Below are 20,893 nucleotides of genomic sequence, written 5' to 3'. Positions count from 1 at the left end.
AGGTTACGCCAACAACATCGGCGTGACGGCGCGTTTGGCGCCGACCGCGATGAACCCGGCTCGGCCGCATTTACAGCCGGACGGCCACTTGAATGCCGTCGGCGATCGGCAGCGTCATCGTCGCGTAGCCGTTCGCTTCATCGGCAAGGTAGGCCAGCAGCTCCCCGTGCACGTCGCGGCCGAAGTCAGCGGTCACGTCGTCGATCAGGATCAGGGTGCCGGCGCGCAGATTCGGTTCCAGCACCCGCAGCACATCGAGCGCCAGATCGGGCCAGCCGTCCAGCAGCACCAGGTCTGGCGCCTGCGGGATTTCGGTCAGCGTCTCGCGAGCGTCGCCCAATCGCAGCTCGATGAGATCGGCGACACCGGCATCGGCGAGGTTGCCTAGCGCGGCGTCGGCCTTGTCCTTCTGTAGTTCGGTGGTGATGACCCGGCCGCCGCCGTTGTCGCGGACCGCGCTCGCGAGGTGGATCGTGGACACTCCGAACGACGTGCCGTATTCGATGATGTTGCGCGCACCGGTCGCTCTGGCCAGCAGGTAGAGCAGCTGCCCGCCAACACCGGATACGGACATGTAGACGTCTTTGAATATTTCGGCGCGCTGACCTGCATCGAGGTCCCATGGCGAACTCGGCCCGTCGAGCACCGCCGCGACGACGGCCTCGTCATTCGCTTGCTCGGTCGACAGGAGACGTTGCAGGACAACGGAAATCGGACGGGTTGTGAGGGAATTGGTCATAGTTGGTTCCTTCCAATCAGGGTGATGACCCCAACGTATCCTTGAGTCTGGATTACCTCCAGTGCATCATTGATAGGAAGGAGTTATCAGAAATGGAATCCACGAGCGACCTCGACATGAACCTGCTGCTGGCACTCGACGCGCTGCTCGAGCTGCGCAGTGTGGGTTTGGCCGCCGAGCGGCTACACACCTCCGCGCCCGCGATGAGTCGCACGCTGGCCCGGTTACGGCGCAGGCTGGACGATCCCGTGCTGGTGCGGGCGGGTCGGCAGATGGTGCCCACGCCCCGCGCGCTGGCGATGCAGGCCGACGTCCACGATGTGATCGACCGTGCCCGAGCGCTTTTCGCGCCACCGGAGACCGTCGAGCCTGGCCGGTTGTCGCGCACCTTCTCGTTGCAGATCGGCGACATCGGAATGCTCAGCACTCTCGCCGAGCGGCTACTGACACGAGTGCGTGCCGAAGCTCCGGACGTGGTCCTGCGATTCGTCGGCGAAAGCCACGAGGACACCCACTCGCTGCGCGACGGCAGCGTCGACCTCGAGGTCGGCCAGACAAATCACGTCGACCCGGAGATCCGCGTCGAGGATCTGGTCACCGAACGCATGATCGGCGTCGTCCGCGCCGGGCATCCCCTTCCCAAACGGCGCATCACCGTCAAACGCTTCGCCGATGCCGAGCACGTCGTGTTCTCGCGCCGCGGGCGGCTCCGCGGGCCGGTCGACGAACTGCTCGCCGAACACGGCCTGCAACGACGCGTCGTGGTCTGCGCACCCACCCCCGCAGGCGGGCTGTTCCTCGTCCGCAGCAGTGACCTCGTCGCCATGATGCCGGCCGGACTGGGCCGGTACGCGATAGAAGCGTTGAGCCTCACCAGTTTTGAGATCCCCCTCGACCTACCCCCGTTGACGATCAGCATGGCATGGCATCCTCGGCACGACGCCGACGGGGCGCATCGCTGGCTCCGTCACTGTGTGCGGCAGGCGCTCTAGGTCAGCTTGGCCTGCCGCCGCCGCTGTTGATCGCGCCGGAAGCGTGCCGGCGTCGTCGCGACCTCGGCGCGGAAGGCACGGGCAAATGCCGACTCGGACTGATAGCCGACCTGACCGGCGATGGCGGCGACCGTGGCGTCGCTGGACTCGAGGAGTTCAGCCGCAGCCATCACCCGCACGCGCACCAGGAAAGCGCCGACGGTCATGCCCGTTTCCCGTCCGAAGTGACGCAGGAACGTCGCCCGCGACATGGCGGCCGTGCGACTGAGTCGATCGATGGTCCAGTCGGCACCCGGCTCCAGGAGAACGCGCTCGATGGTCTCTGCGATACGCGGATCGGCTACCGCGGTCCACAGAGCGGTCTTCGTGGTGGCATTCGTCGCGGACCTGAGCACCATCGTCAGGAGCACCGTCGCCAGAGCCGACAGGATCGCGGCCGTGCCCGCCCCTTCGCGCTGCGCCTCTGCGCGCATCATGGCACTCACCGTCGCCAGCATCTCGTCGCTGTCGGCGCCCAAGGAGACGTGCAGCGGATCAGGCAGGCTGCGGAACAACACTGCACCCGCGCCCGCATCGAATGTGTAATGCCCACAGAACAAGTCGATGACTGCGGGTCCACCGTGCCCGCTCTGGGTTGTGATGAGCGCATCACCGGCGGTCTCCACCGTGCCCCGCAGGCGACCACCTCCCGGCGTAACCACGCGGTGGGGAGCCCCGCTCGGAATGAGCACGACATCTCCCGGCCGCATCTGCAGGACCGTGGAGTTGACCTCCAGTTGACACTCGCCTTCGAGCAGGACGTGGAACGGTGCCCGCAACTCGGGGTATGGCGCGACATCCATCCGCGTGGTGCGGCTCAACAGACAGCGCCTATCGACACTGGCACCGAGCTGTGCCAGGTCCAGCAAGCGACTGACCACATCCATGATGAGACTTTCAGACAGAAATACGAGACTTTTCCGTCTATTTGTACCAGTCGTCTCAGCATACATTCAAGGCATGGCAGACCTCACCACGTCAGTGCGCTGAAAGATGTTGCACTGCCCGGAATTCAGAACCTGGCCAAGACCGATGCCATCTGGTCGCTGGCCGCTAGCAGGCGATTGTGGGCCGGTCGTCCCATCGAACCGTTCGCGCCCCGACACACAACTCATCATGACCGAACTCATCAACCTTAAGGACGCTGAAATGACCACTCCCAAAGCAGATCTGGCTCGTACCGCGGTGCGCACGCTCCCCGCGGCAGACGCCGTCGCCGCTGGGCTACTGCGGTACGGACTCGTCATCGTCATCGGCTGGATCGGTGCGCTGAAGTTCGCCCACTACGAGGCTCACCAGATCGCGCCACTGGTCGCACACAGCCCGTTCATGGGCTGGCTCTATGGCATCTTTCCCGAGTACACCTTTTCGGTACTGCTCGGGATCATGGAGGTCAGTGCGGCGGTACTGCTGGGGATAAAACCGATCGCGCCGCGTACTTCAATTCTCGGCAGCCTGCTATCGATTGTGTTGTTCGTCTCGACGATCAGTTTCCTGTTCACCACCCCGGGCATCAGCGAGCCCGCGGGTGGCGACTTCCCGGCAATCACACTGCTCGCCGAGTTTCTTCTGAAGGATATTGTGCTGCTGGGTGCTTCGTTCTGGACGCTGACCGACGCAATTCGATCGGGCTGGCCGGTGGCTCGAACATTCGGCCGCGATGAGTTCTCACCACGCTGAAGGTCTGAAAGGTATCAGTTCACCATCAGACAGGAGTTCGTCATGAACGTCAGTTCCGCCACCACCGTCCCCGTCACCGGTGCGCCAGCCGGACGCAGTCTGGCGAACAAATTCGGCATCGCGATCAGCGTGCTGGTCGGTGGCTTCCTGGCGTTTGATGCCATCGGCAAATTGGCCGGCTTGCCGCAGGTCAAGGAGGGCACCACGGCGCTGGGCTTCCCCGCCGGTCAAGCCCTCGTGATGGGAATTGTGTTGAGCGCATGCCTGATCGTGTACGCAATCCCACGCACCGCGGTGTTGGGCGCCCTGGGCATCACGGCCTACCTGGGTGGGGCGGTCACGGCGAACATGCGCATCGAGGCGCCATTGCTCACCCACACCATGTTCGCCGTGCTGTTCGGCGTCGTGCTGTGGATCGCGATGGTGCTTCGTCGCCCGGAACTGCTCAAGGTGGCAGGCCTGACCCGTTGACGATCAGGGCCGTTATGGCGCGCTCGCCCGGCCCCGCGTCTTGGCCAGGCTGGCCACGGTGGTGACCAGCAGCACCACGCCGATCACGCCGATCGACATCCCCGTCGAGATCACCGGCACCGCAACGTGCTCGCCGCCGTTGATGAACGGCAAGGTGTTCTCGTGCAGTGCGTGCAGCACGAGCTTGACGCCGATGAACGCCAGGATCAGGGACAGTCCGTAGGACAGGTACACCAGCCGGTCCAGCAGACCACCGATCAGGAAGTACAACTGGCGCAGCCCCATCAACGCGAACGCGTTGGCGGTGAACACGATGTAGGGCTCTTCGGTCAGGCCGTAGATCGCCGGGATCGAGTCCAGCGCGAACAGCACGTCGGTGAATCCGATGGCGATGAGCGCCAACAACATCGGCGTGACGGCCCGCTTGCCGTCGAGCGTGGTGAGGAACTTGTCGCCGTCGTAGTCGTCGGTCGTCGGCACGAGCCGGCGCACCAGCGCGATGATCCGGCTGTCGCGTTTCTCCTCGACCTCCTTCTCGTGACCGGCCTCCTTCGCGAGCTTGACTGCGGTGAGCACCAAGAAGATTCCGAACAGGTAGAACACCCAGCTGAACGTGCTGATCGCCGCGGCGCCGACCGCGATGAACCCGGCCCGCATCACCAGGGCCGCCACGATGCCGAGCAGCAGCAGCTTCTGCTGGAACTCCCGCGGCACCGCGAACGTCCCCATGATCACGGTGAAGACGAACAGGTTGTCGACGCTGAGCGCCTTCTCGGTGACGTAACCGGCGAAGTACTCACCGGCGAATTGGCCACCCCATAGCCACCACACGACGAGCCCGAACACCACCGCCAGGCCGATGTACACCGAGGACCAGAGGGCCGATTCGCGGAACGTCGGCTCGTGCGGGACGCGGACATGCGCGTAGAAGTCGAAGACGAACAACCCGAGAATCACTGCGCACGTGACCACCCACACCAGCAACGAGACGCTCATGACCGCCATTATTCGGCATTAGCCAGGCTTGACCGCGAGCACAGGTTTCGGGCATTCCATCAGTAGCTGTTGCGCGACGCTTCCGAGCAGCAGTTTGCCGACGGGATTGCGGTGTCTGAGTCCGATCACCAGGAGCTCGGCATCGGGGCGCTCCATCGCCTGCAGCAGCGCGTCAGCGGCGTACACCCCGACCGGCTGTGACAGCTCGTAGCGCACCCCGCAGTCCTGCAGGCGTTCCTCGATCTGGCGCACCTGCCGGGGCTGGGCGAAGGCGGCGTCGACGTAGGAGTCCCCTGGTGTCGAGTTGACCACCAGCAGATCGGTATCGCGCAGGGCTGCCTCGGCGATACCGGCGTCCACCGCCGCCATGCCGAACTGGTCGTTGGTATATCCCACGACGATCATGACGTCTGTGCCTTCTCTCTCTGATCCTTGTCGTCCTCGACGATCAGCAAGGTCTCCTCGTCGCGGTGCATGAGCCGCAGCACCAGCGGGATGATCAGCAGCACCGCCATGCACACGTAGGTCACGATCGCGACCGGCTCGGTGAACAGGCTTGACCATTCGCCCCCACCCAGCTGCAGGCTCTGACGCAATTGGCGTTCGATGCGCGGGCCCAGGATGACGCCGATGATCAGCGGCAGTACCGGAAGGCCGAACCGGCGCATCATCAGGCCGAGCAGTCCGAACAGCAGCAGCAGTGCGAGATCCAGCGGCTGGACGTTCACCGCGAACGCCCCGAGCGTGGCGAAGAACAGGATGCCCGCGTACAGATACGGCCGCGGCGTGCGCAGCAGCTTGGCCCACAGCGGCGCCAGCGGCAGGTTGAGCACCAACAGCAGGAAGTTGCCGATGAACAGGCTGGCGATCAGCGTCCAGATCAGCAGCGGCTCCTTGCTGAACAGTGTTGGGCCGGGCTGGATTCCATAGGAGACGAAGGCGGTGAGCATGACCGCGGCGGTGGCGTTGGTCGGCAGGCCCAGCGATAGCATCGGCACCAGGGTGCCGGCGGCGGAGGCGTTGTTGGCCGCCTCGGGTCCGGCCACGCCTTCGATGGCGCCCCGCCCGAACTCCTCGGGGTGCTTGGACAGCTTCTTCTCGGTGATGTAGCTCAGAAACGTGGGCAGCTCGGCGCCGCCGGCGGGTAGCGCACCGAAGGGGAAGCCGAACGCGGTGCCACGCAACCACGGTTTCCAGGACCGCCGCCAGTCATCGCGACCCATCCACGGCCGGCCGACCGGGATCACCTCGGTCGGGCGCCGGCGCAGGTGTGCGGCCACCCAGAGCGCCTCTCCCACAGCGAAAATCGCGACCGCGATCACCACGATGTCGATGCCGTCAGAGAGCTGTGGGATACCGAACGTCGCCCGCGGCTGGCCGGTCAGGAAGTCGATGCCGACGATGCCGATCGCCAGGCCGAGCACCAGCGAGATGGCGCCGCGCAACTTCGACGAGCCCAGCACCGCGGTGACCGCCACCAGCGCGAAGAGCATGATCGCCAGATACGACGGCGCGCCAAGGGTGACCGCGAACCGCGAGATCGCGGGCGCGAACGCGGCCAGCAGCACGGTGCCGATGGTGCCCGCGACGAACGAGCCGATGGCCGCGGTCGCCAAAGCCTGCGCGGCTCTGCCCGCTTTCGCCATCTTGTTGCCCTCGATGGCGGTGATCACCGACGACGACTCCCCCGGTGTGTTCAGCAGGATCGACGTGGTGGATCCGCCGTACATGCCGCCGTAGAAGATGCCGGCGAACATGATGAATGCCGCACTGGGACTGACGTTGTAGGTGATGGGAAGCAGCAGCGCCACCGTCATGGCCGGTCCGATACCGGGCAGCACACCTACCGCGGTGCCCAGCAGCACCCCGATCACGGCGTAGAGCAGGTTCATCGGGGTCGCTGCCTCGGCGAAACCCTGCATCAGCCAGTTGAAGTTGTCCATCAGAGGATTCCGTCCAGGATGCCGGCGGGCAGCGGGATTCCGAGCCCGGAGTAGAACGCGTAGAAGCTGGCCAGTGCTAGGACAACGCCGATGACGACGTTGCGCACGTAGTGCCTGCTGCCCAGAACCGTTGCCGCACCGGCGAAGAACAGCGCGCTCATGATCACCCAGCCCACCGGATTGACCAGCAGGATCATTGCGACGAACAGCCCGATCAGCAGGCCGACGGTGCGCCAGTCCCCCGGCGCCTCGGGATCGATGTCCTCACCGGCGTCGGCCTCGCCCATACTGCCGCGCGGGATCGCGACCGCCAGGATCACCGCGAGCGCCAGCGCGGCGCCTCCGATGATCAACGGAAAGAACTTGGGCCCAACGGGATCCACCTTGGCGAAGCCCTCGTCCAGAGTCAGTCCGCTGTAGACCAGGAATCCGCCGACGATCACCAGGACGGCGACCACGATGTACTGCGCGTAGTCGACCGTGCGCGCCGCCGCCGGTTCCTCCGTCTGTCTGTCATCAATGCTCACAGCAGCCCCAATTCGGTCAGAGTCGACGAGACCCGGTTGTCCTGGTCCTTGAGGAATTGTTCGAAGTCCGCACCGGTGACGAAGGCGTCTGTCCAACCGTTCTTGACCAACGCGTCTTTCCACTGCTGCGTGCCGTGCATGTCTTCGAGCGCTTTGACCATGTCGCGCTTGGCATTGTCCGAAATACCGGGTGGCGCAAGGACACCACGCCAGTTGGCGAACGTGAGGTCGATGCCGGCTTCCTTGAGGGTCGGCGCATCAATGCCGTCCACTCGCTTCTCGCTGGACACCGCGAGCACCCGCAGTTGGCCCGCCTCGATCTGGTCGATGAGCTCGCCCGGGCTGGAGGTTCCCACGGTGATCTTCTTGCCGAGCAGTGCGGTCAACAGGTCGCCGCCGCCGTCGTAGGTGATGAAGTTGACCTGTTTCGGGTCGACGCCGACCTTCTTCGCGACTTCCATCGGGAACAGGTGATCGGGGCCGCCCGGTGAGGAGCCCCCGCCAATTGTGACCTTGCTCGGATCGGCTTTCCACGCCGTGACGAAGTCACCCACCGTTTTGAACGGCGAATCGGCGGGGACGAAGATCGCCCCGGGGTCCTCGATCAACTTGGCGATGGCCGTCGCATCGGAGGCCTTGATCTTGGACCCGTTGGTGTAGGTGGCGCCGACGACGCCCAGACCCATCGTCATCATCAGGTCGTCGTTACCCCGCTCGTTCATGAGCCGGGCCATCGCTACGGTGCCGCCGGCGCCGAGCACGTTGAACACCTCGACGCGGCCGGTGATGTCCTGGTCCTCCATGATCTTCACCGCCGTCCTTGCGGTCAGGTCGTAGCCGCCTCCGGGACTGTTCGGCACCATCATCCGCAGCCGGTGCAGACCGGACGGATCACCGCCTCGGGTGACGCCGCAGCCGGCGAGCACCAGCGCCATGGCCAGCACGGTGGCGATCACCGCCAACCGCTTCGCGCTTCGTCGCACCATCGCCTCGACTCCGTCTCATTGTGGGAAAAGGTCGTCCACCTGTGATGTTCAGCAATACTGGTCGAGGAAGTGACGGGAGTCACTCTTTCGGACGCAGAGGAAGTTGTGGTCGTTGTGGTCATCGCTGGTGCGTAGCGGCCGAAGCCTCGCGGGCCAGTTCCTCGTGTTCCAACTGCTCGTGGTGGCGGTCGTGCTGATCGCGGTGGCGGCGGTGTCGATCGCCCAGTCGACCAAGGAGTTCAGCGACGTGCGCGGGCAGCGCATGATCGCCGTCGCCGAGAACGTCGCCTCGACGCCGCTCGTCAGGGATCGCTACACCGACCCGTTCGCCGCACAACTACTCGCACCCGACGTCGACCGTGCGGTCGCGCTGTCCGGGGCGGGCATGGCCGAGCTGATCGATCCGGCCGGCGTGGTGCGGGTGTCGTCGGATCCCGCGCGGGTCGGGCGGAAGGTCGATTTCGGTCCCAGCCGGGTCGTCGAGGGCCGGGCCTGGTCCGGCGACCTCGACGTCGACGGCCGCCACGCGCTGGTCGGTCAGGTGCCGATCCTGGCCACCGACGGCCGGGTGCTGTCGGTGGTATCGGTCAGCGAGCCCTATCCCTCGGTGTGGCAACAGCTCAGCGGAGCCAGTGAGCGGTTGCTCGCCTACCTCGGCCTCGGTGCGGCACTGGGGCTGGTCGCTTCCTGGCTGCTGTCGCGGCGGATCAAACGACACACCCGCGGACTCGAGGTCGCCGAGATCGCCGGGTTGGCCGAGCATCGGGAAGCCTTGCTGCACAGCATCCGTGAGGGCGTGATCGGGGTGAACACCGACGGGGTGATCACCGTGGTCAATGACAGTGCCCAGGAGCTGCTCGGGATAGGCGCCGACGCCGTCCACCGCAGGGTGCGCGACGCCGGCATCGACCCGGCGGTGGCCGACTTCCTGCTCTCCGGTGAGGATGGGCACGACGTCGTCATCGCCACCCCGCACCGGGTGCTGGCGCTCAACCGGCGGGCGGCGACCAGCCAGGGTCAGCGGATCGGGACGGTGACCACGATGCGGGACAGCACCGAACTGGCGTCCATGCAGGGCCAGTTGTCCTCGCACAAGAGCGTGACCGACACACTGCGGGCCCAGACCCACGAGTTCGCCAACCAGCTGCACACCATCTCCGGGCTGGTGCAGCTTGGCGAGTACGACTCGGTGCGCGATTTGGTCGGTGCGCTGACCCGTCGCCGGGCGGAGATCAGTGATGCTGTGACACAGCGCATTTCAGATCCGGCGGTGGCCGCACTTCTGATCGCCAAGACGACACTGGCCGCCGAGAGCGGCGTGTCGCTGCAGTTGGCCGACGAATCGCACCTGGCAGCACTGAATCCCGCGCTCGCGACCGACGTCATCACCGTGCTTGGCAATCTGATCGACAACGCCGTCGACGCTTCGGAAGGGACGGCCGCAGCTCGCGTGACGGTACGCGTCGACGACGCCGACGGGCTCGTCATCACGGTCGCCGACTCGGGACCCGGTGTGCCGCAAGACCAACGCAGCCAGATCTTCTCCCGCGGTGTGACATCCAAACCCGAGGTCCCCGGTGGCCGCGGGATCGGCCTCGCGTTGGTCAGACTGATCACTGCCCAGCACGGCGGCACCGCCGAAGTCCGCGACGCCGACGTTGGCGGCGCCGTGTTCATCGCGCGGTTGCCCCGAGTCGAGTCGGTGACCGATGCGTGAGGTTCTCGTGGTCGACGACGATTTCATGGTCGCCGACATCCACCGCCGCTTCGTCGACCGCGTCGACGGATTCCACACCGCAGACGTGGCCCATACCGGTGGGGCCGCACTCGACGCCGCGCACACGCTACGCCCCGACCTCATCCTGCTCGACGTCTACCTTCCCGATATGACGGGCCTGCAGGTGCTGCAGACGTTGCGCGCCGAGGGCGACCCCGTTGGCGTCATCATGATCACCGCGGCACGGGAATTGGACACCGTCGGCGGGGCCCTTGACGGCGGCGCCGCCGACTATCTGATCAAGCCGTTCGAGTTCGAACAGCTGCGCACGAAATTGGCGTCCTTCGCCGCTCGCGCCGATGCGCTTGGCGCCGACCACGGCATCGACCAGAGCTTCGTCGATACGCTCTTCCGGCGCTCATCGGCCCCCGGTGAACCACCGCCGCTACCCAAGGGGCTCGGCGCCGAGACGGGCCAGCTTGTGCTCGCCGCGGTGCGCGGGGCGGGCGAGGTGTCGGCAGCCGAATGCGCTGACCTGGTGGGCATCTCCCGGGTCAGCGCGCGCCGTTATCTCGAGCATTTCTTGAGCACCGGCGCTCTCGGATTGCGACTGCAGTACGGGGCGGGGCGGCCCGAGCGTCGCTACCACGCCTTGTGAACCGGGTAATTCTCGCCGCGCGCCGCGCCGGATGCGCTGGCATGATCTGACGCTTATGACAGTGCACCACCTTCCGGCCACGGCCCAGACGGTGCATTGGGGTTACTTCGACCCGCGACAGGCACCCGCGCTCACTGTCGATTCCGGTGACCTGGTGGCGATCGAGACGCTGACCCATCACGCCGGTGACGCCCCCGACCTGCTGATGGACGCGCAGATCTCGCGGGTGTTCGCCGAGGTGGACGAGCGCGGACCAGGACCGCACATCCTCACCGGGCCGATCGCGGTGACCGGCGCGCGACCGGGTGACGTGCTGCAGGTCGACATCCTGGAGGCCACCCCGCGCCTGCCGTATGGCTCCAACCTCGCCGGCCATTGGGGCTACCTGTACAACGAGATTCCCGTCGAGCGGGTCACCGTCTACGAGCTCGACGTCGAGGCGCTGCTGGGGCGCGCGCTGTTCGGCTACGACTGGACGGCGACCCCGCTGGCCAACGAGCCCGGCACGATCGTCACGCCCGATCCCGCCCGCCGCGAACCTGCGCTGCCCGGTGTTGTGGTGCCGCTGCGGCCGCATTTCGGCACCATGGGCGTGGCGCCTGCCGATCCGGTGCGGGTGTCCTCGGTGCCGCCGGGCGATCACGGCGGCAACGTCGACAACTGGCGTATCGGTGCCGGTGGCCGGATGTACTACCCGGTGCAGGTGGCCGGCGCACTGCTGTCGATCGGTGATCCGCACGTCTCGCAGGGCGACGGTGAGGTCAGCGGGACCGCGCTGGAATCGTCGCTGAACGGCTTGCTGCGCTTGACAATTCGCCGCGATATGCCGTTCACGGTGCCCGTGTTGGAGACCGCGACCGAGCTGCTGGTGCACGGATTCGGGGACAGCCTGGACGCGGCGATGAAGTGCGCGACGCTGCGCACCCTGCAGCTGCTGGAGCGCCACTTCGGCTTGTCCCGCGCCGACGCGTACTCGTTCATGTCGGTGGCCGTGGACTTCACCGTCACCCAGGTGGTCGACCAGCGTCAGGGCGTACACGGCCGAATCGACAAACGCTGCTTCCCGCGCTGGCACAATCCAGCGGCATGAGCGGTATCAAGGCCTACACATTCACGCCGGCCGACGGCGTCCCGCCAGCCGTGGCGCCGTTCTCGCACGCGACGGCGGCCGGCCAGACTCTCTATGTCACCGGGCAGATGCCGACCGATACGACCGGGTCGCTGGTCGGTGACGAGGTGGCCACCCAGACCGATCAGGTGCTGGCCAATCTGCTGCGGGTCACCGAGTTGTGTGGCGGCGGGCTGGCCGACGTGGTGTCGGTCCGGGCATTTTTAATGGACTGGACCGACTACGCCGCGTTCAATGCGGCGTACGCGCCGTGGTTTCCCGACCGGCTCCCGAGCCGGACCTGCGTCGGCACCACCGGGCTGGCCGTGGGCGCACTCGTCGAGATCGACTGGGTGTGCTGGCGCGCCGACGGCTGGGCGTAACCGTCAGGCCTGATCGCCGTAGCGGTTCAGCCGCTCGCCGATCGCGGTGGCGGCCAGGCGAACCCGCTCGCCGAGGTGGGTGATCGCCCGCGAGTCCAGCGTGGCGAACGGCGCGGCGGTGACCGACATGATCACCGCGCCGTCGGCATTGGTGATCGGCGCCGAGACCGTGGCGATGCTGTGGGTGGCGCCCTTGCCCAATTCGCCTGGCAGAACGTCGATCACGCTGAGGTCGGCGAACGCCCGGGCTAGCTGCGCGGTGATCGCGTCCACCTCGCCGTCGCGGCTCAGCGCCTCCAATGCCGAGTAGACCCGCAGATACTCCCGGGTGAGCCGCTCCACGACGAACCCACGGTGACGAGTTTCGTTGAGCACGGCGGAGATTCGCGTTCGTAGCGCATCGCTGGGCTGGCCGATCGCCTCGAGCCACGCTTGCTGAGCGTCCGGATTCGACCAGGCCACGTAGTCCCGGCCGAAGGGTGCGACGAACGGCGTCCTGGTCCCCCGCCCGATCCGGGGCGCCGCCAGGCTCTCGCCTGCGAGGTCGATGATGACCAGGCTGTTGGCCTCGCGACGGGCCAGATACACCTGCATGCCGGTGGCGGCCGCCAGGTCCTCGAGTTCCCCGCGGAACAGATCCGCGGGTTTGGCCAGGCTGGCGATGGCCGGCCCCCAGGCATACCGCGCAGACCGGGGGTCGCGAGTCACCCACTCGTGGGCGACCAGCGTCGCCAGGATGGCGTGGCCGGTGGCCCGGCTGATGTCGAGGCTGCGGGAGATCTCGGCCAGCGAGAACTGCCGGCCGGGGTCGGCGCCGAGCATTTCCATCACGGCGATCACCCGCCCGGTGGGCGGTGAAGACGCTTGACCCGCCGTCTTGGCAGGGTCTACGTTGAGCGTCATATTGCCGAACGGTACGTCGAATATTCGACATAAACAAGGTGCGTGGACGTGGCGACTCAGTCATCAATGGAGACCCTGAACCTCGATGACCTGACTGCCCCGGTGCTGACCGATACCCAGCGCCAGATCCTCGACTACACCGAGTCGCGCGAGGTGGCCTTCGACGTCGACGCCATGCTCGCCGAAGCGGTGGAGGCGGCCGGGGCCGACGACCTGGCCGACGACGACGGGTTCGCCGACCGGCTGACCGCGCACATCGCCGCCATCGAGTCCGACACCGGACTGCGCCAACTCATCCGAAGTAGCCTGCGCGCCAGGGTGGTTCGCAAGCTGCGCAACCGGCTGTCGCTGACCGATCTACTCAAGCGCTATCCCGAGATCGAAGCGATCCCGATCGAGCGACCGCTGATCGTGGTCGGCATGCCCCGCTCGGGGACGACGCACCTGGTGAACCTGATCGCCGAGGATCCCCGCCGGCGCGCACTGCCCTACTGGGAGAGCGAAGACCCGATTCCAGCGCTCGGGCAGGGACCCGACGTGTTCGGCATCGACCCCCGCTACGCCCGGGTCAAGGCCGAGCACGAAGCGCTGATGGCCACTACCCCGTACGTGGCGGCGATGCACGACCGCTTCCCCGAGGCCATCGAGGAGGAGGTCGAGCTGCTCGACCTCGACATGGCCGGTTACGTACTCGAGTGGCACGCGCGCGTTCCTGGCTGGCGCGACTTCTATCTCGGTCTGGACCACACCCGGCACTACGCCTACCTCAAGAAAGTTCTACAGGCGCTGACGTTTCTGCGCGGTCCGCGAACCTGGGTGCTCAAATCACCGCAGCACGCCGAACAGCTCGGACCGCTGATGTCCACGTTCCCCGACGCCACCGTCGCCTTCACCCACCGCGACCCCGTCGCGGTGATCCAATCCGCCATCACGATGATGGCGTACTCGGACCGGTTGCGCCGCACCAGCATCGACCCGGACTGGCTGGTCGAGTACTGGAGTGACCGGATCCACCGCCTGTTGAGCGCCTGTGTACGCGACCGCGAGCTGGTGCCCGCTGAGCGCAGCGTCGACATCGGATTCCATCACCTCAACGGCAACGAGATGCCGGTCCTTGCCAACTTTTACCAGTGTGCAGGCATCGACATTCCGCCCAAGGTGGCCAAGCGATTCCAGGCCTACATCGATGACAACCGTCGCGGCGCCAAGGGCCGTATCCCCTACGACCTGAGACGTCACTTCGGCGTCGAGCCGCAGGAGTTGCGCTCCCGGTTCGCCTTCTACTTCGACCGTTTCGACGTCCGCCCCGAGATTTAGAGGTCACTGTGGAACCCATCTATCGCAGCCGCCCCGGCGCCGACGCGATGCAGCCCGCCTCGGCCGAACGGGCCGAGGAAGTCGCACCCGGGATCTGGTGCTCACCGGGACTGACCAACTCCTACCTGTTGACCACCTCGGACGGCCGCGTCGTGGTCAACACCGGCATGGGTTTCGAAAGCCAGGTGCACCGGACCGTGTTCGACGCCGTCGACTCCTCGCCGGTGCGCTACATCCTGATCACCCAGGGCCACTACGACCACGTCGGCGGCCTGGACACCCTGCGTGACCCGGATACCAAGGTTGTCGCACAAGCCAATTGGGAACACTGGCGCGACGACAACGAGCGGCTGCTGCCCTACCGCGCCAATCGCAGCGCCTTCGCCTTCTCCGGCAGGCTCGCCGGCGGCATCGCCGCGATCCAGCAGCGCTTCGGCAAGAAGCTGCCCGCACAGAGCACCGCGACCGCCGACATCGTGGTCGACGACCGGCTGTCGCTGACAGTCGGCGACCGGCGATTCGAGCTGATCGCGACCCCCGGCGGGGAAACCACCGACTCGATGGTGGTCTGGCTACCCGATGAGCGGGTCTGCCTGTGCAGCAACACCTTCGGGCCCGTCTTCGGGCACATCCCGAACCTCGTCACGATTCGCGGCGACCGCTATCGGGATGCACTGACGGTCATCGACACCATCGAACGCGTCCGCGCCCTGCGGCCCGAGGTGCTATTGACCGGGCATTTCGACCCCATTGTCGGGGCGGAGCTGATCGACGCCGAGCTGACCAGACTGCGCGACGCCGTGCAGTACCTGCACGACGAGACCATCGCAGGGATGAACGCCGGCAAGGACGTTCGGACCCTGATGCGGGAAATCACGCTGCCCGAGCATCTCGAGGTCGGCCAGGGCTACGGCAAGCTCGCCTGGGATGTCCGCGCGATCTGGGAGAATTACTCCGGCTGGTTTCACCATCGTTCGACCACCGAGTTGTACACGGTAGGACCAGAAGCCGTCAGCAGTGACCTGGTGGAGCTGGCCGGCGCCGACGCCCTGACCGAACGCGCCCGAACCCATGCGGCGCAAGGTCGCCCGCTGGAGGCCATCCACCTCGCCGAGCTCGTCGCCCAGGCCGAGCCCGAGAACGCCGGGGCGCGAGCAGTGCTCAAAGCCGCCCACGAGGACCTCGTCGCGGGCAGCGTCAACTTCTGGGAAACCGCCTGGCTGACCAAGCAGATCGAAAGGTACACATGACCGCCCAGCTCAGCTTCGACTTCACCGGCACCCAGGCTCTGGTCACCGGGGCGACCAGCGGCATCGGGCATGCCCTCGCCGTGCTGTTTCGCGATGCGGGCGCCGACGTCATCGTCACCGGCACCAAACCCACTGCCGCCGACTACGACACCGACCTGTCCGGGATGACGTATCGGCAACTTGTGCTCACCGACAATGCATCCATTGACAGCCTGGCGCAGAGCATCTCCGCGCTCGACGTCCTGGTGAACAACGCCGGCGCCAACTTCCCCGGTGGCCTCGACGAGTCAACGCCCGACGGGTTCGCCGCCTCCGTCGCGCTCAACCTCACCGGGCCCTACCGGCTCACCGTGGCGCTGCGCCGCGCGCTGAAGGCGTCCACCGCCGCCGGCGGTGCCAGCGTGGTGAACCTGGCGTCGATGTCCGCGCTGCGTGCGGTCACCATGGTCCCCGGTTACGGGGCCGCCAAGTCCGGCGTCATCAACGTCACCCGCAACCTTGCCGTCAAGTGGGCCAAGCACGGAATCCGGATCAACGCCATCGCGCCGGGCACCATCGAGACCGCGATGACCGCGCCGATGCATGCCGTACCGGAGATCATGGCGAGCGAAATCGCCCACATCCCCGCGGGGCGGATGGGCACCCCCGGCGAGGTCGCCGCCGCCATCGCGTTCCTGTGCACGGCGCAGAGCAGCTACATCAACGGCGCGGTACTGGTCGTCGACGGCGCCTCGGACTGCGTATAGCGGCACTCCTGCCGTACCGTAATCGGGTGCCCCGTCAGGTCCTTTTCATCTACAACGATCCGATCGCGCCCGAGGCCTTGCTCGGCGAGACGTTCACCGAACTCGGTTTCGACGTGGACACATTCGAGGTGGTTCCGGCGGCGCGAGCCAGCGACCCGGCGCTCGATGTCACCTTCCCCGACCCGACCCGGTACGACGTGATCGTGCCGCTGGGTTCGCGGTGGGCGGTCTACGACGAAACGCTGCCGTGGGTGGCAGGAGAGATCGATACCGTGCGTCGCGCGGTCGACGCCGGCGTCGGCGTGCTCGGCGTGTGCTTCGGCGGCCAGCTGGTGGCCACCGCGCTTGGTGGTTCGGTGGCTCGCTCCACCGACCCGGAGATCGGCTGGCACCAGGTCCACAGCAGCGACCCCGATCTGGTGCCTGACGACGGGCCGTGGTTCCAGTGGCACTTCGACCGCTTCACTCCCCCGCCGGGTGCCACCGTGATCGCCCGAAATGACCGCGCCACACAGGCTTTCATCCAGGGGCGGGCGATGGGTCTGCAGTTCCACCCCGAACTCGACCACAAGCTGCTGGAGCTGTGGATCGACGACGACCGCAACCGCGACGGCGGCGATCTCGTCCGGCTCGGGCTACGCGCCGATGACCTGCGCGTGGACACCACCACCCATGTCGACGACGCCGCGCGCCGGCTGCGGCTGCTGGTGCGGGGCTTCCTCGATAAGGTCGCCGGCTAGCCGGCCAGCAGGATCTCGTGACCGCCTGTCGCCCAGGCGGTTTCGAATGTGCTGATGCTGACGGTCTCGCCTTGGGTGTCGTCGCCACCGCTGTCGCCGAGATAGACGACGTCCTCGCCGGTGTCGATGGCGGCCACCGTCACCAGATGCCCGCACCGGCTGCGGTCGCCGTCGGTATCCCAGATCACCGCGGAGCTCACGCACACGATGGCCTGCTTGCCGTCGCCGAGGTACCCCTCGAGGGCCTTCAGACCGGTGGGAACGCCGGCATCGCTGTCACTGGTGTACTGCGATGCGACGCCGTAATGCTTGAGCAGCAGCGCAAGATCCGTCGTACACGTGCCGTGCCCGGTGCCACCGTCCGACGGATCGAAGCTGTCGTCGTAGACCGGCTCACCCGGGCTGCACTCGCTCGGGGTCTTCTTCGCCAGATCGATCATCTGCGCCTCGGTCGGCGCCTCGCCGGTGAGCTCGGCAATGGCCAGCCGGGTCGCCATCAAACCGCAATCGCTCTGACTCTGCTGTGCCCAGTAGCGGCTGGCGGCCTCCGGGTCGCCGAAGACCTCACCCGTCGAGCCAGATCCGTTCTTGGCCTTCGGGCGCACCGGGGCAGCGGGAAGCACGTCGGGCGCTACGGGATCCACCCCACGGCATCCCCAGTTGGACACCGGCTTGCCCGGGGCCGGAGCGGGCGCCGATGCCGACGCGGGGGCGGGCGCGGGCTGCGCCGACGACGCCACGCTGGTGGACGCCTTCGGCGCGTCAGCCGTGTGCTTCGCCCCCGAACAACCCGCCACCAGCAACATGACAATTGCCGCTGAACAGCACAGCTTATGCATCCGGCGAAGATAGCACAGCGCCACCAGGCATGGGCATGTCGTGTGGCCCTAACCGTTCACCCACTCGCAACGTCAGGTGACTAGCGTGCCCGCCATGCCCGACGCCGCGCAGCACTTGGATCGACTTCAGGGTGAAGTCGACGCGCTGATGGCCCGGCTGGCCGACGCCGAATCCCGATGGCATCCGTGGACGGCCCAGGTGGCTGCTGAAAACCGGTGCAGTGCAATCAATTTAGTCCATTATTGGGCGCTCCGGCAGGTCGACCTTCGGGATGTGCAGGATCGGCTGACGGGATTCGGGCTGTCCTCGTTGGGCAGCGGTGCCCACATCCAGGCGACAATGCGGCGGGTGTCGGCCGCGATCGCGGCGATGCGCGGCCACGGCTGGACCGTCGCCGACCCCGGGTGTGCGGATGTCGCCCAGGAAACCTGGCCGGTAGACGATCCCGGGGCTCGGATCGCCCGGATCGGCGGCCGCACCTTGCGTACCGGCCCCTTGGCGCCGGGTCCGCGCGTGGTTCGACTGCAGCCGACCCGCAACGCACACGGCCAGGTGGTGGCCGCCGGCCGGGGCTGGCTGACCTCGACGAAACGGCCGTCGCGCCCACCCGAGCCCGGCCTGACCACGCTGCCAGTCGACGCCAAGTGGCTGGCCCACCGCACCGAGGGTGACGAACTCACGCTGCGCGACACCCGCGGATCCAAGCGGCGGCTGCTGCTCGCCGCGGCCGCCCCCGGCGGATTCGTCGTCAGCACCGAGAAAACCACCTACCTGGGCACTGGGACCCGGCTGAAGGCCGGGAAAAAGGACTCCACCAAGCTCGGCGAGCTACCCGCCGTCGAGCAGAGCATCCTGCTGGCCGCCGGCGACATCGTGCAGCTGACCCGCGACTGCACACCGGCGCCGGTCGACGACGACCGATCGCCCCGGATCGGGTGCACGCTGCCCGAGCTGTTCGACAACGCCGAAGTGGGCCACCGGATCGTGTTCGACGACGGCGTGCTCGGCGGCGAGGTGGTCGCCGTCAAGGCGGCCAGGATCGACGTCCGTATCAACCACCCCTCGCACGGCACCGCAAAGCTGTTCGCCGCCAAGGAAATCGCCGCGCCGGACACCGACCTGCCAATTTCGGGGGTGACCGACGAGGACCTGGCCGACCTCGCCGTGGCGATCGAGCTCGCCGACATCGTCGCGCTGTCGTGCGTCCGGGACCCCGCCGACGTCATCCGGGTATTCGACGCGCTGGACCGTCTTGGCGGCCACGACCTCGGTGTGCTGCTCACCATGGAATCCCGCCATGCGGTCGACGATCTACCGGAGTTGTTGCTCACCGCGATGCGCCGCCGCCGCGTCGGGGTGATGATCGCCCGCGGTGATCTGGCCGCCGAGGAGACGGCGCGGCTGTGCGAGGCCGCGCACCTGCCGGTGACCTGGGCGCGGGACTAGTCAGTTCGGGTCGTGGCCAAGCTGGTGCGCCAGTGCGTCCTCGACCATCGGTTGCCGGAATCGGTGGCCCAGGCGCTGCAGTGTGGTGGGCAGGACGCGTTGATCGGCCTCGGCCAGTTCGCGTGCACCCTGGGCGCCCAGCAGTATTCGCGGACCGATCGACGGCACCGGTAGCACCGCGGGCCGATGCATCGTCGCGGCCAGCGCCTTGGTATATCCGCTGTTGCGCACCGGATTTGGCGCGACGGCGTTGACGGCCCCGGTCAGCCTGTCGTCGTAGGCGGCGCGGTAGTAGACATCGAGCAGGTCATCGAGACCGATCCAGGACAGCCACTGCTGGCCGCTGCCCAGCCGACCGCCAAGGCCCGCGGCGAACAACGGCCGCATCAGCCGCAGGGTGCCGCCGCGGGCGGCTTGCACGATCCCGGTGCGCACGCAGACGGTGCGCACCCCGGCGCGGGCCGCGGGTTCGCTGGCCGCCTCCCAGTCCGCGACCAGGTCGGCCAGGAAGCCGTCACCGCGGGCACTGTCCTCGCACAACACAGCGTCACCGCGGTCGTAGCCGTAGATGCCGATCGCCGAGGCACTGACGAACGCGCGCACGCCGCCCGACGTGCCGGCCAATTCGGCCAGCCGCCGGGTCGGTTCGATGCGCGAGTCGCGGATCGCCCTGCGGTGGGCGTCGGTGAACCGTCCGGCGATGGTGGCGCCCGCCAAATGGATGACGACATCGATGCCGTCGAAGAGGTCGGCCGCGGGATCGTTTGGCTCCCAACGCCGTTCATCAGGCCGGACGGGATCGTGACGCACCAGCTTGATCACCCGATGGCCGCCGGTGCTCAGCAGGGCGGTCAGCGCGGTCCCGACCAGACCGGACGAGCCGGTGATCGCCACGGCCAACCCACTCGCACCCGCCTGCGCGGCGTCCCGGTGGGCGGCGAGATCGTCGGCCAACTGGCGATGCCGATAGGCGAAGGTCGCGCGCAGTGCCGCGCCCGGCACCGTGGTGTCGACCTCGTCGTGCACCGCCGTGGTGCCGGCACCGGCGTCACTGAACCGGTGGGTGTGGCGCCACCAGCCGATAATTCGTGGCGGCAGGGTCATCACGCCGTTTGAGGACAGCACATCGACGAACTGGTGCGGCGGGTCGAAGCCGGCCGGATCGTGCCGGGCGACCCAGCGCAACCCGCCTGGCAGGCCGAGGACCGCGCGCCCGTCGGCCAGCGATTCGGTCTCGGCGACGACGCGCATCGGTTGCCACGGCGGAATCAGCCGCCGCATGGCGCCGGGACGGGAGTGCCAGGCGAATACCTCGTCGATGGGATGGTCGACGACGCTGGCGTATTGGATGCCCATGGGTGCCCTTTACCCGTGGGTAAAGAATTGAAGCAGCGTCCCGCAGGGGCGACGAA

Annotated in this window: 22 protein-coding genes; 12 read left to right on the top strand and 10 right to left on the bottom strand. The window is 67.1% G+C overall.

Annotation, left to right across the window (positions count from 1 at the left end; all coding sequences use genetic code 11):
• Positions 1 to 70: 70 nt before the first annotated feature.
• Positions 71 to 739 (bottom strand): O-methyltransferase, encoded by a 669-nt coding sequence (locus SLQ31_RS13740; RefSeq protein WP_319433446.1) that lies wholly within the window; start codon positions 737 to 739, stop codon positions 71 to 73.
• A gap of 92 nt (positions 740 to 831) precedes the next feature.
• On the opposite strand from SLQ31_RS13740, the gene SLQ31_RS13735 reads away from it, so the two are divergent.
• Complete coding sequence (locus SLQ31_RS13735) at positions 832 to 1,731, top strand: LysR family transcriptional regulator (protein ID WP_319433444.1); 900 nt, start codon at positions 832 to 834, stop codon at positions 1,729 to 1,731.
• Here the strand turns inward: SLQ31_RS13735 and SLQ31_RS13730 are convergent.
• On the bottom strand, positions 1,728 to 2,657 hold the full coding sequence (locus tag SLQ31_RS13730; RefSeq protein WP_319433442.1) for an AraC family transcriptional regulator: 930 nt from the start codon (positions 2,655 to 2,657) through the stop codon (positions 1,728 to 1,730). The genes SLQ31_RS13735 and SLQ31_RS13730 overlap by 4 nt on opposite strands.
• Before the next feature lie 262 nt (positions 2,658 to 2,919).
• On the opposite strand from SLQ31_RS13730, the gene SLQ31_RS13725 reads away from it, so the two are divergent.
• Complete coding sequence (locus SLQ31_RS13725; protein ID WP_319433440.1) at positions 2,920 to 3,450, top strand: YkgB family protein; 531 nt, start codon at positions 2,920 to 2,922, stop codon at positions 3,448 to 3,450.
• A gap of 42 nt (positions 3,451 to 3,492) precedes the next feature.
• Positions 3,493 to 3,921: a DoxX family protein gene (locus SLQ31_RS13720; protein WP_319433438.1), complete on the top strand. Its 429-nt coding sequence runs from the start codon at positions 3,493 to 3,495 to the stop codon at positions 3,919 to 3,921.
• Positions 3,922 to 3,933: 12 nt separating this feature from the next.
• Here SLQ31_RS13720 and SLQ31_RS13715 read toward each other — a convergent pair whose 3' ends face one another.
• The 5 genes from SLQ31_RS13715 to SLQ31_RS13695 are packed head-to-tail and all read right to left on the bottom strand — an operon-like array spanning position 3,934 to position 8,373.
• Positions 3,934 to 4,917, bottom strand: coding sequence for a TerC family protein (locus SLQ31_RS13715; RefSeq protein WP_319433436.1), 984 nt, complete (start codon positions 4,915 to 4,917; stop codon positions 3,934 to 3,936).
• A gap of 18 nt (positions 4,918 to 4,935) precedes the next feature.
• Positions 4,936 to 5,322 (bottom strand): universal stress protein, encoded by a 387-nt coding sequence (locus SLQ31_RS13710; protein WP_319433434.1) that lies wholly within the window; start codon positions 5,320 to 5,322, stop codon positions 4,936 to 4,938.
• The gene (locus SLQ31_RS13705; RefSeq protein ID WP_319433432.1) at positions 5,319 to 6,860 is read right to left on the bottom strand and encodes a tripartite tricarboxylate transporter permease; all 1,542 of its coding nucleotides are present in this window, start codon (positions 6,858 to 6,860) and stop codon (positions 5,319 to 5,321) included. Before SLQ31_RS13705 ends, SLQ31_RS13710 begins: the two co-directional genes overlap by 4 nt.
• Positions 6,860 to 7,387, bottom strand: a complete 528-nt coding sequence (locus SLQ31_RS13700) for a tripartite tricarboxylate transporter TctB family protein (RefSeq protein ID WP_319433430.1) — start codon at positions 7,385 to 7,387, stop codon at positions 6,860 to 6,862. Before SLQ31_RS13700 ends, SLQ31_RS13705 begins: the two co-directional genes overlap by 1 nt.
• Entirely contained in the window at positions 7,384 to 8,373 is a 990-nt protein-coding gene (locus SLQ31_RS13695) for a Bug family tripartite tricarboxylate transporter substrate binding protein (protein ID WP_319433428.1), read from the bottom strand. Before SLQ31_RS13695 ends, SLQ31_RS13700 begins: the two co-directional genes overlap by 4 nt.
• 127 nt (positions 8,374 to 8,500) lie before the next feature.
• Between SLQ31_RS13695 and SLQ31_RS13690 the strand changes: the two genes are divergently transcribed.
• Genes SLQ31_RS13690 through SLQ31_RS13675 form a run of 4 tightly spaced genes read left to right on the top strand, consistent with a single transcriptional unit; the run spans position 8,501 to position 12,239 of the window.
• On the top strand, positions 8,501 to 10,090 hold the full coding sequence (locus SLQ31_RS13690) for an ATP-binding protein (protein WP_413642060.1): 1,590 nt from the start codon (positions 8,501 to 8,503) through the stop codon (positions 10,088 to 10,090).
• A complete protein-coding gene (locus tag SLQ31_RS13685) occupies positions 10,083 to 10,748 on the top strand; it encodes a response regulator (protein WP_319433424.1) in 666 nt (221 codons plus the stop codon). Before SLQ31_RS13690 ends, SLQ31_RS13685 begins: the two co-directional genes overlap by 8 nt.
• A gap of 55 nt (positions 10,749 to 10,803) precedes the next feature.
• Entirely contained in the window at positions 10,804 to 11,838 is a 1,035-nt protein-coding gene (locus tag SLQ31_RS13680) for an acetamidase/formamidase family protein (RefSeq protein ID WP_319433422.1), read from the top strand.
• On the top strand, positions 11,835 to 12,239 hold the full coding sequence (locus SLQ31_RS13675) for a RidA family protein (protein WP_319433420.1): 405 nt from the start codon (positions 11,835 to 11,837) through the stop codon (positions 12,237 to 12,239). Before SLQ31_RS13680 ends, SLQ31_RS13675 begins: the two co-directional genes overlap by 4 nt.
• Before the next feature lie 3 nt (positions 12,240 to 12,242).
• Here SLQ31_RS13675 and SLQ31_RS13670 read toward each other — a convergent pair whose 3' ends face one another.
• Entirely contained in the window at positions 12,243 to 13,142 is a 900-nt protein-coding gene (locus SLQ31_RS13670) for a helix-turn-helix domain-containing protein (protein WP_319433418.1), read from the bottom strand.
• Between the two features lie 66 nt (positions 13,143 to 13,208).
• On the opposite strand from SLQ31_RS13670, the gene SLQ31_RS13665 reads away from it, so the two are divergent.
• Genes SLQ31_RS13665 through SLQ31_RS13650 form a run of 4 tightly spaced genes read left to right on the top strand, consistent with a single transcriptional unit; the run spans position 13,209 to position 17,195 of the window.
• Positions 13,209 to 14,459: a sulfotransferase gene (locus SLQ31_RS13665; RefSeq protein ID WP_319434636.1), complete on the top strand. Its 1,251-nt coding sequence runs from the start codon at positions 13,209 to 13,211 to the stop codon at positions 14,457 to 14,459.
• A gap of 47 nt (positions 14,460 to 14,506) precedes the next feature.
• Positions 14,507 to 15,709, top strand: coding sequence for an alkyl sulfatase dimerization domain-containing protein (locus tag SLQ31_RS13660; RefSeq protein ID WP_319434634.1), 1,203 nt, complete (start codon positions 14,507 to 14,509; stop codon positions 15,707 to 15,709).
• Positions 15,706 to 16,455, top strand: a complete 750-nt coding sequence (locus SLQ31_RS13655) for an SDR family oxidoreductase (RefSeq protein ID WP_319433416.1) — start codon at positions 15,706 to 15,708, stop codon at positions 16,453 to 16,455. Before SLQ31_RS13660 ends, SLQ31_RS13655 begins: the two co-directional genes overlap by 4 nt.
• Positions 16,456 to 16,481: 26 nt before the next feature.
• Positions 16,482 to 17,195 (top strand): type 1 glutamine amidotransferase, encoded by a 714-nt coding sequence (locus tag SLQ31_RS13650; RefSeq protein WP_319433414.1) that lies wholly within the window; start codon positions 16,482 to 16,484, stop codon positions 17,193 to 17,195.
• On the opposite strand, the gene SLQ31_RS13645 is transcribed toward SLQ31_RS13650, so the two are convergent.
• Entirely contained in the window at positions 17,192 to 18,034 is an 843-nt protein-coding gene (locus SLQ31_RS13645) for a hypothetical protein (RefSeq protein WP_319433412.1), read from the bottom strand. The genes SLQ31_RS13650 and SLQ31_RS13645 overlap by 4 nt on opposite strands.
• Positions 18,035 to 18,128: 94 nt before the next feature.
• Here SLQ31_RS13645 and SLQ31_RS13640 point away from each other — a divergent pair, with 94 nt between their 5' ends.
• Positions 18,129 to 19,481, top strand: coding sequence for a pyruvate kinase (locus SLQ31_RS13640; RefSeq protein ID WP_319433410.1), 1,353 nt, complete (start codon positions 18,129 to 18,131; stop codon positions 19,479 to 19,481).
• Here the strand turns inward: SLQ31_RS13640 and SLQ31_RS13635 are convergent, their stop codons facing one another.
• On the bottom strand, positions 19,482 to 20,837 hold the full coding sequence (locus SLQ31_RS13635; RefSeq protein ID WP_319433408.1) for a TIGR01777 family oxidoreductase: 1,356 nt from the start codon (positions 20,835 to 20,837) through the stop codon (positions 19,482 to 19,484).
• Positions 20,838 to 20,893 lie beyond the last annotated feature (56 nt).

This window comes from Mycobacterium sp. RTGN5, assembly GCF_033804465.1.
Taxonomy (GTDB): Bacteria; Actinomycetota; Actinomycetes; order Mycobacteriales; family Mycobacteriaceae; genus Mycobacterium.
This window is presented reverse-complemented; position numbering and strand designations above follow the sequence as displayed.